The sequence below is a fragment of the Labilibaculum sp. genome, from assembly GCF_041595635.1.
Lineage (GTDB): Bacteria > Bacteroidota > Bacteroidia > Bacteroidales > Marinifilaceae > Labilibaculum.
Genome location: NZ_JBFHJW010000004.1, coordinates 103,192 through 119,921 on the forward strand (window position 1 = coordinate 103,192; position 16,730 = coordinate 119,921).

Sequence of the window (16,730 nt, forward strand, 5' to 3'; positions counted from 1 at the left end):
TGTGAGATTTAAGATTACGTTTTTCAACATCACCTCAAATCGATTATCTCAGTTCTAGTTACTCCACCTCAATGTCATTACTCTTATCAAAATAATGAGTATGTAATAACTGATGAGCTAATTCACTACAAGGTTTTCCTAGAAACTCTTCATACAACTTAATGATATAAGGATTTTTGTGTGATTGACGAATTGCTTTTCCTGCATCTTCACGATACAATGCAGCTGATCGTTTCTTTAAAATAGTAGAATCGCCATGATGCAATGGCTGACCACCACCACCAATACAGCCTCCTGGACAAGCCATAATTTCAATAGCATGATAGTGGGATTTTCCCTCACGAATATCTTCTAGAAGTTTACGAGCATTTCCCAAGCCGTGAGCAATTCCAATGTTAATTGGAAGCCCATCAAAATCTACCGTTGCACTCCGAATACCATCCATACCACGCAAAACTTCAAAATCCACTTTCTCGAGTGTTTTTCCAGTATAAATTTCGTATGCAGTACGAGCTGCCGCTTCGATAACACCTCCTGTAGTTCCAAAAATTACACCTGCACCAGTAGATTCCCCAAGCGGATTGTCAAAATCTTCATCGGGAAGAGAATTGAAATCCATATTAGCCTGCTTAATTAAATTCGCAAGCTCGCGAGTTGTTATTGAATAATTTACATCAGGATCTCCATTTACTTTGAATTCATCACGCTGGCATTCGTATTTTTTCGCCAAACAAGGCATAATAGAAACAACGATCATATCTTCGCGTTTGATTCCCATTTGTTTTGCTAAATAAGTTTTAGCAATGGGTCCGAACATTTGTTGAGGAGAACGAGCAGTAGAAGGAATTTCTTTCATATCAGGAAACTGATGCTCGAAAAAATTCACCCAACCAGGACAGCACGAAGTTAAAATTGGAAGTTTCACATCTTTATCACCATCAAGGTGTTTTTTCAGACGCTCGAGCAATTCTGTTCCCTCTTCCATAATGGTCAAGTCGGCAGCAAAATCAGTATCAAAAACGTTATCAAAACCCAATTGACGCAAAGCTGAAACCATTTTACCGGTAACTAAAGTCCCCGCTTCCATGCCAAACTCCTCACCTAAAGCCGCACGAACTGCAGGAGCTGTCTGCACTACAACGGTTTTTTTAGGATCTGCTAAATCGCGTATCAATTGGTTGGTATGATCTTTTTCGGTTAAAGCCCCTGTTGGACAAACGGCAACACACTGTCCGCAGTAAGTGCAGGTAGATTTTTCCAAATCCATTTCGAAAGCAGGTGCCACAACAGACATAAAACCTCTGTTTACAGCAGAAAGAGCACCAACAGTTTGGACCTCATTACACATGGTTTCACATCTACGACACATGATACACTTATCCATATCGCGAATAATAGATGGAGAATAATCCACCTTATAAGTCGACTGTTCGCCTTTGTAGTGCAATTCTCGAACCCCTAATTGCTGTGCCATAGACTGCAAATCGCAGTTTCCTGATTTTGCACATACCAAACAATCAAATGGATGATCAGAAAGAATCAATTCCATCACTGTTTTTCGCGCATTAAGCACTCTCATGTTGTGAGTATGAACCACCATTCCCGGTTCACATTTTGAATTACATGATGGCGCTAGATTCCGACGTCCTTCTACTTGAACAACGCAAATTCTACATCCTCCAGGCTTGTGTTCAATACCCATATCGCCAAGATTCATGTAACAAAGAGTTGGGATATCAACCCCGATTTTCTTGGCAGCGTCCAAAATAGTAGTTCCCTTGGGAACCTCTACTTTTTTATTATCAATGGTTAATTTGATCATTTTTTCCATATTAAAATCCTCCTTACTGTATGCTTATCGCATTAAACTTACATTTCTCCATGCACGCTCCACATTTGATACATTTGCTAGCATCAATAACATGTGCTTCCTTACGCTCACCTGAAATACAATCCACCGGACAGTTGCGAGCACAAAGGGTACAACCAACACAAAGTTCTGGATCAATTACATATTGCATCAAGGCTTTACATTGTCCTGACGGACATTTATGATCTTCAACATGAGCCAAGTACTCATCGTAAAAATTTTCTATGGTAGAAAGTACAGGATTTGGAGATGTTTGCCCCAATCCACAAAGAGAGGTATCTTTAATTACATTACTTAAATTACGCAGCAAATCAAGATCTTCTTTGGTTCCATTACCCAGAGTTATTTTATCTAAAATTTCGTGAAGACGTTTATTACCAACACGACAAGGAGTGCATTTACCACATGATTCTTCCACTGTAAATTCCAGATAGAATTTAGCCATTGAAACCATACAATCATCCTCATCCATCACAATCATTCCTCCCGATCCCATCATAGAACCTGCAGCAATTAAATTGTCAAAATCGATCGGTGTATCCAAGTGTTTTTCGGTTAAACACCCACCTGATGGACCTCCTGTTTGAACTGCTTTGAATTTTTTACCATCTTTAATTCCGCCTCCAATTTCATAAATAACTTCACGAAGAGTTGTTCCCATAGGAACCTCAATTAGCCCAACATTATTAATTTTTCCGGCCAAAGCAAACACTTTGGTTCCTTTTGATTTTTCGCTGCCAATTTTATTGAACCAATTTGCTCCTTTGTTAATGATAACTGGAATATTTGCAAATGTTTCAACATTATTAACATTAGTTGGTTTTCCGTTGTATCCTGATTCAGCTGGGAAAGGAGGCTTAACAGTAGGTTCTCCACGAAGGCCTTCCATAGAATGTATCAAAGCTGTTTCTTCTCCACAAACAAAAGCCCCAGCACCATATCTCAATTCTACATCAAAATTAAAACCTGAACCCAAAATATCATTCCCTAACAAACCATATTCGCGAGCTTGCTTAATAGCCACTTTTAATCGAGTAATAGCCAAAGGATATTCAGCACGAATATATATTAATCCCTTATCGGCACCCATGGTATAAGCACAAATAGCCATTGCTTCCAAAACCGAGTGAGGATCGCCCTCTAAAATAGACCGATCCATAAAAGCCCCAGGATCACCTTCATCTGCATTACAAACAACATATTTTTGATCTGCACTATTTTTAGCGGCAAATTCCCATTTCAAACCTGTTGGAAATCCTCCTCCTCCTCGTCCGCGCAATCCTGATTCTTTGACCTCATCGATTACCGTCTGCGGTGTCATATCTGTCAAACACTTCCCCAAAGCAGTATAACCGTCCCGAGCAATATATTCATCAATATTTTCAGGATTAATGAAACCACAATTTCGGAGAGCAATTCGAATTTGTTTCTTATAAAAATCCATGTGTTTAGAGTCGCTTATCACCTCTTTTTTCTCTGGATCAACATAAAGCAAGCGCATTACCTTACGTCCTTTAACAATGTGTTCCTCTACTAATTCCTCTGCATCTTCAGGTTTAACTTCCACATAAAAAGTATTGTCAGGAAGAATTTTTACAATAGGACCTTTCTCACAAAAGCCAAAGCAACCAGTCATTACAACCTGCACCTCCTGATCTAAGCCTTTAGCTTTAAGAGCATCTTGTAAATTATTTTGAATAGCCTCACTTGCCGAAGCACGACATCCTGTACCTCCACAAATAAGAATATGCATTTTATACTTTTCCATAACTGCAATTTCGTTACTATTAGTTGTCTAAAGTTTTATAATTAACAGGAATTACTCCATCAACCAATTCACCATTTTTAATGTATTTTTCAATAATCAAATCGGCTTTCTTAGTATCTACATCGCCAAAAACGATAGGATCTTTTCCTGGCATTTGAACCTCTATGGTAGGTTCTGCATAGCAATAGCCCATGCAACCCGTTTGGGTAATTACAGCTTGAATTCCTCTTTTTGCCGTTTCCTCCATCAGAAATTCCATCACCTCTTTTGCTCCTGCAGCAATGCCACAAGTAGCCATTGCAACTTTTATCTGCACATGACTATCAGGATCGTTACTTTTCTCCCGAAGCTCCATTTTTGACTGAAGCTCTTCTTTTATCCTTTTCAGATCTGCAAGGGATTTCACTTTTGCCATAATCTCGAATATTTAAAGGTTATTATTTATAAATCTATATGATTGTGTTTAAGTTCTCCTCAATCATTTCCTTCAGATATTTCATGATTTCAACATCTGAAACCGAAACACCTTCCAGAATTTCTTTTATCTCCTTGGTATCGAATACATATTTTCCTTTATCACTGATGTGAGTATATAAGAAATCCATTTCTGGATTTGCACCCACCAACAAAACCATAGTTCCAGCAATATCACCCAAATCTGGACGATCTAAATGGGAATAAGTGAAAACTGCTTTTAAGCTTGTTCCTTTTCCTTCTTCCGATTCAATTTTCAGGCTTCCACCTGTTTGTTCTGCATTTTGCTTTAAAAGCGATAAGCCTAATCCTACTTTACGAGTGCTTCGAGTTGTGAAGAACGGATCACATACCTTTGCCAACACTTCCTCTGTCATTCCCGAGCCATTATCTTTTATTTCAATCGAAAAAAGATCTTCTTTTTGCCTCTCTACAATTGCCAATTCTACGCAAGATGCTTTCGCTCTCACCGAATTTTGGATGATATCCAATATATGCATGGCTAAATCTTTCAATCTTATTCTTTTTTAGTTTTATTCAACTCAATACTTCTTCCCTCTTCTCCCTTTAATGCTTTCCTAATTTCAGAAAAACTAGCTTCTTTCAACAAAAAATAAGTACATACATTACCAATACTATCAATATAGTGAGCATCCGAACTCTGTATAAAGCTGTATTCTTTCAAATAATTATTTTTTTTTACAAATTCTTCTTTTGTAGTATGCATAGATATCTCCAAAGCATCCACTTTTAAGTCAGGAGGCAAAAAACCAAGCTGACTAATCACACTATTGGTCATTTTATTAATATGAGCAGGAATAAACAATCCATTTAGCTCATGCACTTTCTGCTCTATTTCTTCCATAGACTGGTTCAAACCTGTAATCAACAAGGGTTCTATTTCATATAGTATTTCCTCTCTTTCGTTCACCACCAACTGCTCACCAAAAAATTTCACATTATTAGGAATAGTAGGTAACTGCTTGTCAAGATAAAATTGAAACAACTGAAGTTCTTTCTCTCTTTCGAAAAAACACAGACAATGCACTTCTTCTTTACTAGTAACCTCAGCTCCCATTACAACCATTATTCCCTCTTTAGCAGCCAATTCCTTGATTAACGGAGCATGCAATGTAGAATTATGATCAGTTATGCCCAGAATATCGAGTCCACATTCCTTAGCTTTTCGGACAATATTTACCGGACTCATCTCTAGATCACCACAAGGAGATAAAACTGTATGAGTATGTAAATCGGCCCTAAAAACATGCATAATCCTAATCTCCTTTTTTTAACAGTTCAAATAATTTGCCCGTTAGCTCGAAAGCCTCTAATTCGGAAGATAAAATTGGTATTCCTTCTTCGTTACTTTGCTCTGCCGTATTGGCTTCGGGTTCGTATCCTTTTACCAAAACGATTGCTGCTAATTCTTTTAAAGATGCAATGGCCATGATATTTTTGTGAGTTTGTAGGGTAACCCAAAGCTGATTTTCATCAGCATTTCCCATCACATCACTCAATAAATCGGAGGTATATCCTCCTTCAACTATCCGTTGTAAACCTTTTTCGCCACTACAAACTTTAAGTTGCAACTTGTTCACTATATCTTGTACTTTCATGTTACTGAACGTTTCGTTTTTTCTTTTCAAATCTTTTTACTCCCCAGGTATTTTCTGATATATCAAACGATTCTTGAGGTGTAATTAAGCCTTCCTTCGTAAGCATTTTTTGCAGGAAAACACACTGTGTCATTTTCGCTTTTCCCTGCACCACATCTTCGGCCAAAGCCTGACAACGAGGTGCTCCGCAAGCTCCACAATCAATACCCGGCAAAACCTTTAGAATACGATTAATTTTCTCCATCTTCTTCATCGCTTCCATCATATCGGTATCCAAGCGCACAATAGAGCGAGGCTCAATTTTTTGAACCGATATATTATTCAAGAGGTAGGATCGGTAAGAATCGATCTCCCTTTCGGCCAATACAGCAGGTTTGTGTTGATGGTACCAATCACCTCTTTTCCGAAGTCGTTCAATTGCTAAGAACCTATTTTCGGTAGAAAGAACGCCTCCTGCACACGAATGATCGCAGGCACGAAGTTCCAGAAAATCAACATCACTTATTTCCTCATTTTCGAGCTTCTCCAAAACTTCAATCACATTGTGAATTTCATCGATAGCCAAACATCTACCTGAATACAGAGAAGCTTCACCATTGGTCAAAGTCCATCCAATACTTCTGCGAGACATGTGCCTATTTAATACATACTTTGTTCCTATTACTCGGTTCTGCTTTATACTCAACAAGACTTTATTGTAGATAAAATCCATATTAATGACCCCATCTATTAATGATTTATCTTCACCAACAGGACTTTTCACAGCTGCAATTTTTGCGGCACAAGGCGTAACATAAAATATCCCTATTTCATCATCAGGAAAACCTTCATCTTTAAGCTTTTTGCGGTAAAACAAGGCTGATATGTCAATGACTGGTTTTAAACGAATAATATGTTCGACCAAAGCAGGGAATTTCACCTGAATTAAGCGAACGATTGCAGGACAAAAACTAGAAATAAAAGGTCGATCCTGATGATTCTTATTCATGTACAATTTCGTGGCTTCGGTAAGAACATCTACGGTTTCATCCACCTCATAGACATGTGTAAATCCCAAATCAAGAATAACCGAATAGATTTGATCTTCAGAAATATCATCAGGAAACTGTCCTAATAATACCGTTGGCAAAAGAGCAACTCGCTGCTTAAAATTAAAAATTTGAGAAAAATCATCTTGCTCAACAATAATAGCATTAACAGGACAAACTTTTAAACATTCACCACAATCAACACAAGCATTTTTGTTAATATCGGCAAGACCCTGTTTTACACGTATTGCAGCAGTTGGGCAAACATTCATACAATGTGTACAACCAATACAAACCTCTTTAACAACTTTTAGAGCGTGATAAAAATGAGCCTTCTCCATTCTCTCTCTATTTCAAATAGTTTACAATCTCCAACTCGGTTCCAACATTTATAGTACTTTCAATTTTTAGATGATCTGAATTTTTTTTGATGTTTGGCAATCCCATTCCTGCACCGAAACCCATTTCCCGAACTTTTGGTGTAGCCGTTGAAAATCCTTTTTGCATGGCCTGATCGATATCGGGAATACCAGGACCTTTATCGACAATTTGAACCACAATTTTATCTGTGGAAATTTCAACATTCATATTTCCCTCGAAAGCATGAGCTACTACATTTACCTCGGCCTCATACAAAGAAACCACGGTTCGCTTGATAATTTTAGGGTCTACATTCAATTGCTTTAAAATTTTTTTCACTTCGCTTGAAGCCGTTCCTGCTTTTGAAAAATTTCCCCCCTCGATAAAATACACAAACTTCATACCTTTAATATACTGGTTTTAAACCTATAGAACCCAAAACTGAACATGCTTTAAACATCGAAAAACTACATTCAAGCAATGTCATATTGTTCTCACAAGCCAGTTCTTTCATTTCTTTAGATACTTTTTTATCCCGAACAAATAAGATAAAAGAAATATCGGACATTTCAGATGTTCTGATTGTCTGAAGATTATTCAAACCTGTAATTAACAACAAATTATCTGCATCCAGAGTTAAAACATCACTCATTAAATCCGATGCAAAACCAAAATGAATCTCTCGATTTACATCTCCATTTCCACAGATAACACGCGCATTAAGTTTATCAACTACATCCGCTAATTTCACCATAGCATCAAACTATATTATGTTTATATGATATTTTATCCTCTTGCCCTAATATAAGAATTTGAGTAGGATTAATGAATGATATATAAAGGAATAGATTCAAAACATCTATATATATATTAAGTCTAAATAATTATATAATATGAAACTAAATAAGATGCAGAAGCAATACAACAGGAATTTACAAATTGCGAAATACTCTTTTTTATGTCAACATACTCAAAACATACACTTAGCTTCTCCAAACTCATGAACACTTTCATTTTTTGAGTATATTCGCAAGAATACAGAATGTAACATCAAAAAATCATCTATTTTTTCATATTTAATGAGTCGTAAAAAGCAAAACATACTCGTTTTAGTTCAAGATAATGATTCGAACGATATAGCCTTACAGCATTCTTTTCGCTTAGCTCGACTATTCAAATCAGAAGTAGCAATAGCCTTTTTAGAAAGTCATAAAAAAGAAGGGAAAGCACCTGTAAACAATAATGAAATCGATGCTATTAATAAGCAATCCATTCCTTACAGAATTATAGAACTTAAAAACACGAATCAAGAACCAAATAGGTGTATACAAGAAGTAGATGCTATTTTAATTGTTTCACAATTTTCGAAGAATTCTCTTGGTGGTTTGCTAAAGAGAAATTTCATTTTTAATTGGATCACAAAAGCAAAAATCCCTTCTATTCTAGTCTCTGAACAAACGAATCCCAATTGTGAGTATAAAAATATTATTGTACCAGTTGATCACAGAAAAGAGAGCAAGGAAAAAATGATTTGGGCAAGTTATTTTGGTCGATTCAATCAGGCATTTATTCATTTACTAGCAGCCAACGAAAAATCGGAAGGGTACATACGAAATGTGAAGGCAACACTTATATTCACTAAAAAAATGTTTAAACAGTTTGCCTTCGAATATAAAATTCTAAAAGCAGCAAGCACCAGCAAAAACATCAACAAGGAAGCCATTCAATTCTCGAAACAGTTTAATTCCGATTTAATCATACTCATGTCGAGTCGAAATCCCAGCTGGTTTGATTCTTACTCTGGTCCTGCTAAATTGAAGCGAATTCTTAAAAAAGAACCCAATCCAATTCTGATCATAAACCCATTAAAAGACTACTATTTACCTTGTAATTAAGTATTAATGACAAAGATAAAATCCATAAAAAAAGGAATTACTCAAACAGAATAATTCCTTTTTTAGTAAACAGCAAATACTGTTTTATGCTTTTATTAGTCTACAAGATTCATCTCATCGAGCAGATAACCTGCACCAGCAAATTTATCGACAATAAATAGCACGTAACGAATATCGAGAGACACGTTACGGCAAATTTCCGGGTCGTACATCAAGTCAGACATCACGCCTTCCCAGGCACGATCGAAATTCAAGCCAATCAATTCTCCATTTGCATTCACAACCGGACTTCCCGAATTTCCACCTGTGGTATGATTGGTTGCTGCGAAACAAACAGGCATCTCTCCTTTACTGTTTGCATAAGCTCCAAAATCTTTCTCCTGATACAAATCACGAAGCTTTTGAGGAACATCGTAATCGAAAATTTCAGGATTGTCTTTCTCGATGATTCCCTCCAAAGAGGTATAGTAATCGTAATGAACTGCATTTCGCGCCTGATAACCCGCCACTTTTCCATAATGCACTCTAAAGGTGGAGTTGGCATCTGGATAGAAAGTTTTGTCCTTTTGCATCTCCATCAACCCGGCCATATAGGTACGTTGCAACTTCTCCGTTTTCAGATTAATCTGCTCGTAAAAAGGCGCAATTTCTGATTTATAAAAGAAATAGATACTACTCGATAATTTAAAAATCGGATCTTTTGCTAGTTTCTTGCCCATAGAAAGTTTGTAGTTCGTTAGCAATGCATCCATTTTTGCCTCATCGGCGAAGACCGATTTGGTAAGCGCTTTTGCAGCATAAGCTTCAAAATTTCCCTTGTATTTATCGCGAATTGTTTTAATCTCCTGCGGAAGATATTCATCGCTTAGGTTCTCGCTATACATTTTTAACATCGCTGCTAACAACTTCTGGTCGGTTGGACGATTGTAGTTCTTAAAGAAGGCAAGACCTGATTTTTTCAACTTACTTACTTCATCCTCAACTTGATCTTCATCTTTCTTTGTCAAACTAGCCAGATTTTTGAATTTCAAAGCTAAACCAATCACTTCGGCGCCTCGCATACCAGCCTCTGTGGCATAATTGCGAGCCAGACTTATAGGCGTTAATTCCTTGTATAGACTTGCCATTTCGCCAATAATTCCAGCATATTTATTTTTCAGTTCATCAGACGAATTCGCCCATAATTCGAACTTTTCTTCCTGCTCTTTTTTCTTAGCAATTGCATCTAAACGCTGCAGGCCTTTGATTTCACCTTGCCATCTTTTCCATGAATTGGCAACACCGGCATATTTGGCAGAATACTGAATTCTCACCAAAGGAGAAGCATCCATATCGGCTCTCATCAATTCCAACTTTTTGGTTCTGATTTTGATTTTATGCGGATTATCCACCTTTGTCATCAAGTCAAGCGCATGAGAAGTCAAATATTCAGTGGTTGTTCCCGGATATCCAAAAACCATGGTAAAATCGCCTTCATTTACACCCTTCAAGGATATTTTAAATGACTGTTTTGCTTTCAATGGAACATTCTCCTTCGAGTAGGAAGCAGGTTTATTGTTCTTGTTAGCGTAGATCCTAAACATCGAGAAATCACCTGTATGACGAGGCCACATCCAGTTATCAGTATCGCCACCAAATTTTCCAATTGCAGATGGTGGTGCACCTACCAAACGAACATCTTTATAAATTTCGTAAACAGAAAGAAAATACTGGTTCCCTGCAAAATAAGCCTTTACACTGGCGCGATAATCGGTATCTTTTTCGGCGGCTTCCTGAATTTTACGAATGTGTTTTTCAATCATCTTCTGACGAACTTCTTCTTTGGTATCATCATTTATGCTATCCAATACCTGAGAGGTAACATCTTCCATTCTAATTAAAAAAGAAGCCGTAATTCCCTCGTTAATCAGTTCCTCATCGCGACTCATTGCCCAAAAACCATCTTTTAGATAATCATGCTCCAAGCTAGAATGATTTTGAATGGCTCCATATCCACAGTGATGATTAGTCACCATCAAACCTTCATCCGAAATCAGCTCTCCTGTGCAAAAATGATGAAAAGGACTGCCTTCCCTTCCCAAGCCAACTACTGCATCTTTTAAGCAAGCTTTATTAATGCTGTAAATATCATCTGCAGATAGCTTAAAGCCAGCCTTTTGCATGTCTTCAATATTATATTTTTTCAGCAGCATCGGAATCCACATTCCTTCATCTGCTTTCACCTGACTTCCAATAAGCAGTAGGATTGCCATCAGAAGTAGACTTAGTTTTTTCATCATAACAAATATATTTTTTGTTGTTTATTAATTGCGGGATTCTAATTTCGTAATTCGTAATAGATTCACTTTTAAAATTTCGAAAGTTCTTGGTAAAGGTGTTGAATTGGCAATCCGACCACATTAAAATAGGAACCTTCGATACCATCTATGCCAATAAAACCGATCCATTCCTGAATGCCATAAGCACCTGCCTTATCGAATGGCTTAAAAGTGTCGATATAGTAACTAATTTCCTCATCGGATAAGTTCTTAAAATGAACCTTGGTGGTAGTCGAAAAACTGACTTTTTTAGAGGTACTCGTCAAGCAAACGCCGCTAATCACTCTGTGCGAACGCCCCGAAAGTGTTTGCAACATCTTAACAGCATCATCTCTATCTGTTGGCTTTCCCAAAATTAAATCATCCACACACACAATGGTATCAGCAGTAATCACCAGTTCGTTGCTTTTTATATCAGCCAAAAAAGCAGCCGCTTTTAGTTCCGCTAAGTATACTGGTATTTCCTCAGCTTTTAGTCCTTCTGGATAAATTTCTTCTACCTCTCTAGTTCTAATTTTAAAATCCAGTCCTAAATCTTTAAGCATTTCTTGCCTTCGTGGCGATTTAGATGCCAGGAGTATTTGAATATCGTTCAGATTATCCAACATGATTTATTTATTAAAAAATTGAATTAAAAATGAGTGTGAGTAATAATATAATTAACCACAAAAGAATAGGAGATTCCGCTTAATATGGCAAAACGCATTAAATAAATAGCTCCTCGGAATTTATCTCCTTCGGAAAATTTATAAACACGATAAACCAAAATGAGCAATGGCAAAATAATAAGTAGACCAAAATACCAAGGAGTAATTTGATCCATGGGTGCATTTAGAAACTGATACCAAATGCCAAAAACAGATACCGAAAGAAATAAAATTAAGACAATAATTACCACTTTCGACCACTTTAAACCAATTACAATAGGCAAACTATTGCGAGAAATTTCACGATCACCTTTTATGGAAACTAAATCGCGAATGAATTGCGCAATAAGAGCTCCAAAAAAAGAGAAAAAAGAAAAAGCTCCTACCCAATAAAGCAAATAATTAAAATTGGTTTTAGTTGCTACTAAAACCTCAGCATATTTTTCGGCAAGAGGTGGAATTTCGAAAATGACTACTAAAAAAGGAATGGCAGCAATCACCAAAGCCATTAAAAAGCTCCCCAATAAAAAATAGTATTTATAAGATGTGGAGTAAAACCAAAGCAAGCCTCCGCCCATAAAAAAGATAAATACAAATTGCCAATGACCAATTTTATGAGAAACATAGCCAGCCAAAAACATAGACATAGCAGCCAATACTTGTTGCAAAATTAAGGCCACACGCCGAGGAATTTTTCGCCCCACAATCACCTCTTTTTTATTAAAACGATCGGCCTTCGTATCGAAGTAATCGTTTATAATATATCCTGCAGCAGCCATTAATACTGTAGCCGCTACCAGTATGGCAAAATCAACATCAGATAACTGAAGCTTAATTCCATTGATACTCAAAATAGGTTGAATAATAAAATAACGCATTACATACTGAGTAAGCGCAATAATAATCAGATTGGGCAATCGAACGAGCTTCAGGTAATTGTTCATTATAGGGTCGTTTTATCTGGGTTCTAGTTTTGCTTAAATACTTTGAATATTTGTATCGGTTTCGATCCATTTGGCATGAGCTCTTAGCACTTGCTCCACCACATCGCGAACACATCCATACCCACCATCTTTATCGGAAATGTAATTCGAAATGGCCTTAATTTGCTCCACTGCATTCGATGGACAAGTAGGAACACCAATCTTTTTCATCACCTCATAATCGGGCAAATCGTCGCCCATGTATAGGATATGATCCGGATTGAGATCATATTTGGCAATAAAATCCTCAAAATCTTTGATCTTGTTTTTCGACCCCATGTAAATGTCGCTCACGCCCAATCCACGATAGCGTTTCTCCACTGCATCGGATACGCCACCAGTAATAATTGCAATTGGGTAGCCTTTTTTGATGGCATACTGAATGGCGTAACCATCTTTTGTATTGGCAGTCCTCAACATTTCACCTGCCGAATCGATTACAATGCACTCGTTAGAAAGCACACCATCCACATCAAATATGAAAGCCGATACTTTCATCAAATCTTCTTTAAAAAACGCCATATATTCCTATTTATATTTAAGATCTCAGAAACAATAATTTCCTCATTTCCAATCACTCCTTACTTAACTATCCTTATTATGCATTTTAAAAATGCTCTCACTCACAAATCTATACAATTTTTGAAAATCGGGTGTAGCTTTTAGCGCCTTCTCGTGCGAGCTCATTGTTTCCTCGTCGAAACGTACTGCCGGACCAGTCTGCGCCGATACAGGATCCAATTCCGACACTTTTTCAGCAGTTTCCTGAATCAAGGGTTTCAGCAAATCAAAATCCAAACCTTTATCTTCGAGTAATTTTTGTCCGATGCTGTACATGTGATTGGCAAAATTACAGGTGAAAACCGCAGCCAAATGCAATTGCTTTCGCTGATCGGAAGAAACCAAATACTGACTCGTAGAGATACGTCCAGCCAATTCTTTTAAATCCTCCTGCAATTCCTCGTTATTTGCCTCTATGCAAATGGGAATTTTCTGAAAAGAAACCCGCCGATTTTTGCTGAAAGTTTGCAAAGGGTAAAACACGCCAAACTTATTTGTATGGCCATGAAACACATCCATAGGAATGCTTCCAGCTGTATGTACAAATCGACCCTTCGGTATTGAAATACTTTCTAAGACCGGAAGCAAAGCCTTATCGCTCAAGGCAAATATATATAAATCAGCATCCTGAACAAGTTCCTCAAGCTTAGTAGTAAAAGCCGAATTGAACCTATTGGCCAACTCTTTAGCCGATTTTTCGGTTCTACTAAACACTTGTACAATTTCCAATTCACTTTCGTGAAGCGTGCAAGTTAGCTGAGTGGCCAAATTTCCTGCTCCAAGTATTACGATTCTTTGTATTTTACTCATCGTGTTATTTTAGTCCTAATTCTTCAGGCGAAGCTGCAATATTTTTCAAAGGCACCTTACCCCTGTCGATCATTCCGAAGAGTTTTTCGCATCCTGCAACCAGATCGTCGTACATATCTTCGGCCACCAGCACCAATCTTTCCTCTAAAAACTCTAAATGCTTAGCTCCTTCGGGCTGATTCTCGCGGGCACAAAGCAAAAGTGATTTACTAGGAACAAATGAATGTGTTAACTGATTTCTCAACCGATCGTACAGCCAAAAATCTTTATTGACCATCCGATACTCATTTCCCATTAAAATATTTAATGATTTTGAAAAACGTTTAGACGATTGAGCCCTAGCCTTTAAAGGTTTATTATCCAAAAAACAACCCAGAGTTTCAATAGCCTGCCCCATCATTATAAAAGAAAAGAAATAGAATCCTTCTCTTTGCAAGCGGCCAATTTCATCCACAAAAATTCTTCGTATAAACTCTTTTTCCTGCTCAGCTTTTTGCTTATCCATGTTACAAATATATACAGATAATATCGATTCACATTTGCTAAATTATCTGAAATAGAAAAACAAAAACCAAAGATAAAGGATCAGCTCAGAAATAAAACGATATTTTTAGGAATATCACTATTAGAAAGAAAACTGCAAACGAGATTGAATCATATTAAAATTCTCCTCTCCATTCAAAGCATATTTATCCAAATCTACATTTGTAAAATTTAATTTTATCAGGATATTGTGATTCATATACCAAGTGCATCCCAAAGTAATATCCTTTTGTTCTCCCCCCATAATTGCAGAAGACGAATCGTTTAAATCTGTATGATTATAACGCAACAGTAACTCCAAAGATCCTGGAGCAGGTTTCGATAGCCGAGCTGTATTACTTTTGTATTGATAATTTCCACCTTTTAACAAATACCCCATTTGGGCATAATATCCGTTGGCATTATAATCTTCCATATCCGATTCGCGACTCACTTTAGCGCTAATATATTCCCCTTGCAAAGAAAGTGGTCCAGTAGCAGCAATCATCTCAAATCCGAACTTTACTTGATGATCAGCCTCATCGATGTTCTGAGTATCGATAAATCTTCTTCTTTCGATGTGAGTAGCAGCTCGTGAACGATATCGAATTGTTTTCGAGTTCTCGTTACCTTCCTCATCAAAACCATTTGCATTTGCTGTACGATAAGTTCCAGATAATCCAAAATGCAATAACTTTTCTTCTCTTTGAATGGGTGCAAACGTCAATCGAGAAGTTAAACCATAACCTTCATCTCCTTCGCTTGTATTTTCGGTATCGCTGCCAAACAGCCCCATTTCCCAAAAATATTTATTGTCCCAAACAGCATAAGACATACCTAAATTTCGATTCGGACGAAAGGCTTCTATCGTACTCGATAGGTGCATAAATTTAATTGTTTTGGAACTTTCAGTTTGCTCAACTCCAAATGGTTCAAAAAAGTTACCCACACGAAAAAGACTGTTTTTATTGATATTATATTGTAGAAATACATCTTTTAAGGCCACCGACTCATCGGCAAAACTAATGTTGATTTTCGCATTCCATTTTGCCCAAAGGGTCGCCTTCATAGAAAATCGAACATCCCTAACTTCGCTGCCATTGCCCAAATCTGATTCATCATCGAAATAAGTTGCAGCATCTAGATAAGCACGGCCTCCTATCCCAAAAGAAAACTTTTCATCTTCTGTTTCCATTTCAACAGAACCTCTATTAACACTCATTTTCAAATCAGAAATTTCCTGAGCATCTACCCTTCCAAAAAAAATTAAAAGGCTAACTGTGATCAAATATATTCTTTTCATTGGAAGCAGTATTTTGAATTCTATATTTTGTACTTTTTTCTTAATCTAAAAGTAAAAAAATGTTTTATTAGAATAAGAATAAATAAAGAGAAGCAATTTGAGACAAAAAAAACTGCCTAAATAAGTAGGACAGTCTTTAAAAGCAAGTATGTTAACTGAATTTAAAATTGAAACTCAAAATTGAAATACAATACGGAATTAGTTTCCGTTCCTGCTTGTTTATAATTAAATCCCTGATAGTTGAAAGCCATTTTAACTCCGTTAACAGGAGCATATTGAACTCCGGTAGTAATGGCGCTACCATTATTCTCAATATTCCATGTTTCGCTTTCACCGCTTAATTTATTAGAGCTAAGCTTATCGTATCTACCAAATGCTTCCCATTTGTTAGAAAAAGTATAGGTAGAATAAACTGAAATACCTGTCCTATCTTTATCTTTTGCTGCAGCAGAATACTTTGTTGCATTAGTTAGTAAGTTATACTCTGCTCCTAGCCTAAATTTATCTGAAAATTCGTATCCGATAAATGTAGCCAAACTGGCTGAACTTACATCTTCTTCATTCCCATCTTC

At 36.9% G+C, this 16,730-nt stretch carries 18 protein-coding genes; 1 reads left to right on the forward strand and 17 read right to left on the reverse strand.

The window, feature by feature from the left end; translation table 11 throughout:
• Positions 1-58 precede the first annotated feature (58 nt).
• The 9 genes from ABYT26_RS02425 to ABYT26_RS02465 are packed head-to-tail and all read right to left on the reverse strand — an operon-like array spanning position 59 to position 7,873.
• Positions 59-1,831, reverse strand: coding sequence for an NADH-dependent [FeFe] hydrogenase, group A6 (locus ABYT26_RS02425; protein ID WP_372751294.1), 1,773 nt, complete (start codon positions 1,829-1,831; stop codon positions 59-61).
• Between the two features lie 13 nt (positions 1,832-1,844).
• Positions 1,845-3,638: an NADH-ubiquinone oxidoreductase-F iron-sulfur binding region domain-containing protein gene (locus ABYT26_RS02430; protein ID WP_372751295.1), complete on the reverse strand. Its 1,794-nt coding sequence runs from the start codon at positions 3,636-3,638 to the stop codon at positions 1,845-1,847.
• A 19-nt stretch (positions 3,639-3,657) separates the two neighbouring features.
• Positions 3,658-4,053 carry a ferredoxin gene (locus ABYT26_RS02435; protein WP_372751296.1) on the reverse strand — a complete coding sequence of 132 codons (396 nt, stop codon included), beginning with the start codon at positions 4,051-4,053 and terminating at the stop codon, positions 3,658-3,660.
• A 34-nt stretch (positions 4,054-4,087) separates the two neighbouring features.
• The gene (locus ABYT26_RS02440; protein ID WP_372751297.1) at positions 4,088-4,627 is read right to left on the reverse strand and encodes an ATP-binding protein; all 540 of its coding nucleotides are present in this window, start codon (positions 4,625-4,627) and stop codon (positions 4,088-4,090) included.
• Positions 4,628-4,629: 2 nt separating this feature from the next.
• A complete protein-coding gene (locus ABYT26_RS02445) occupies positions 4,630-5,385 on the reverse strand; it encodes a PHP domain-containing protein (RefSeq protein WP_372751298.1) in 756 nt (251 codons plus the stop codon).
• Positions 5,386-5,389: 4 nt separating this feature from the next.
• Positions 5,390-5,731: a DRTGG domain-containing protein gene (locus tag ABYT26_RS02450; RefSeq protein WP_372751299.1), complete on the reverse strand. Its 342-nt coding sequence runs from the start codon at positions 5,729-5,731 to the stop codon at positions 5,390-5,392.
• 1 nt (position 5,732) lies between these two features.
• A complete protein-coding gene (locus ABYT26_RS02455; protein WP_372751300.1) occupies positions 5,733-7,100 on the reverse strand; it encodes a [Fe-Fe] hydrogenase large subunit C-terminal domain-containing protein in 1,368 nt (455 codons plus the stop codon).
• 7 nt (positions 7,101-7,107) lie between these two features.
• Entirely contained in the window at positions 7,108-7,521 is a 414-nt protein-coding gene (locus tag ABYT26_RS02460; protein ID WP_372751301.1) for an ATP-binding protein, read from the reverse strand.
• Positions 7,522-7,525: 4 nt separating this feature from the next.
• Complete coding sequence (locus ABYT26_RS02465; protein WP_372751302.1) at positions 7,526-7,873, reverse strand: DRTGG domain-containing protein; 348 nt, start codon at positions 7,871-7,873, stop codon at positions 7,526-7,528.
• A gap of 325 nt (positions 7,874-8,198) precedes the next feature.
• Here ABYT26_RS02465 and ABYT26_RS02470 point away from each other — a divergent pair, with 325 nt between their 5' ends.
• Complete coding sequence (locus ABYT26_RS02470; RefSeq protein ID WP_372751303.1) at positions 8,199-9,014, forward strand: hypothetical protein; 816 nt, start codon at positions 8,199-8,201, stop codon at positions 9,012-9,014.
• A 95-nt stretch (positions 9,015-9,109) separates the two neighbouring features.
• On the opposite strand, the gene ABYT26_RS02475 is transcribed toward ABYT26_RS02470, so the two are convergent.
• The 8 genes from ABYT26_RS02475 to ABYT26_RS02510 all read right to left on the reverse strand — a co-directional run.
• On the reverse strand, positions 9,110-11,293 hold the full coding sequence (locus ABYT26_RS02475; RefSeq protein WP_372751304.1) for a S46 family peptidase: 2,184 nt from the start codon (positions 11,291-11,293) through the stop codon (positions 9,110-9,112).
• A 68-nt stretch (positions 11,294-11,361) separates the two neighbouring features.
• On the reverse strand, positions 11,362-11,940 hold the full coding sequence (locus tag ABYT26_RS02480; RefSeq protein ID WP_372751305.1) for a Maf-like protein: 579 nt from the start codon (positions 11,938-11,940) through the stop codon (positions 11,362-11,364).
• Positions 11,941-11,963: 23 nt separating this feature from the next.
• A complete protein-coding gene (locus tag ABYT26_RS02485) occupies positions 11,964-12,923 on the reverse strand; it encodes a UbiA family prenyltransferase (RefSeq protein ID WP_372751306.1) in 960 nt (319 codons plus the stop codon).
• Between the two features lie 33 nt (positions 12,924-12,956).
• Positions 12,957-13,484: a KdsC family phosphatase gene (locus tag ABYT26_RS02490; protein WP_372751307.1), complete on the reverse strand. Its 528-nt coding sequence runs from the start codon at positions 13,482-13,484 to the stop codon at positions 12,957-12,959.
• A gap of 63 nt (positions 13,485-13,547) precedes the next feature.
• On the reverse strand, positions 13,548-14,333 hold the full coding sequence (locus ABYT26_RS02495; protein WP_372751308.1) for a Rossmann-like and DUF2520 domain-containing protein: 786 nt from the start codon (positions 14,331-14,333) through the stop codon (positions 13,548-13,550).
• Positions 14,334-14,337: 4 nt separating this feature from the next.
• Positions 14,338-14,838, reverse strand: a complete 501-nt coding sequence (locus tag ABYT26_RS02500; RefSeq protein WP_372751309.1) for a hypothetical protein — start codon at positions 14,836-14,838, stop codon at positions 14,338-14,340.
• A 120-nt stretch (positions 14,839-14,958) separates the two neighbouring features.
• Entirely contained in the window at positions 14,959-16,158 is a 1,200-nt protein-coding gene (locus tag ABYT26_RS02505; RefSeq protein ID WP_372751310.1) for an OprO/OprP family phosphate-selective porin, read from the reverse strand.
• Positions 16,159-16,319: 161 nt separating this feature from the next.
• A partial coding sequence (locus ABYT26_RS02510; RefSeq protein ID WP_372751311.1) for a hypothetical protein occupies positions 16,320-16,730 on the reverse strand: 411 nt, incomplete at its 5' end.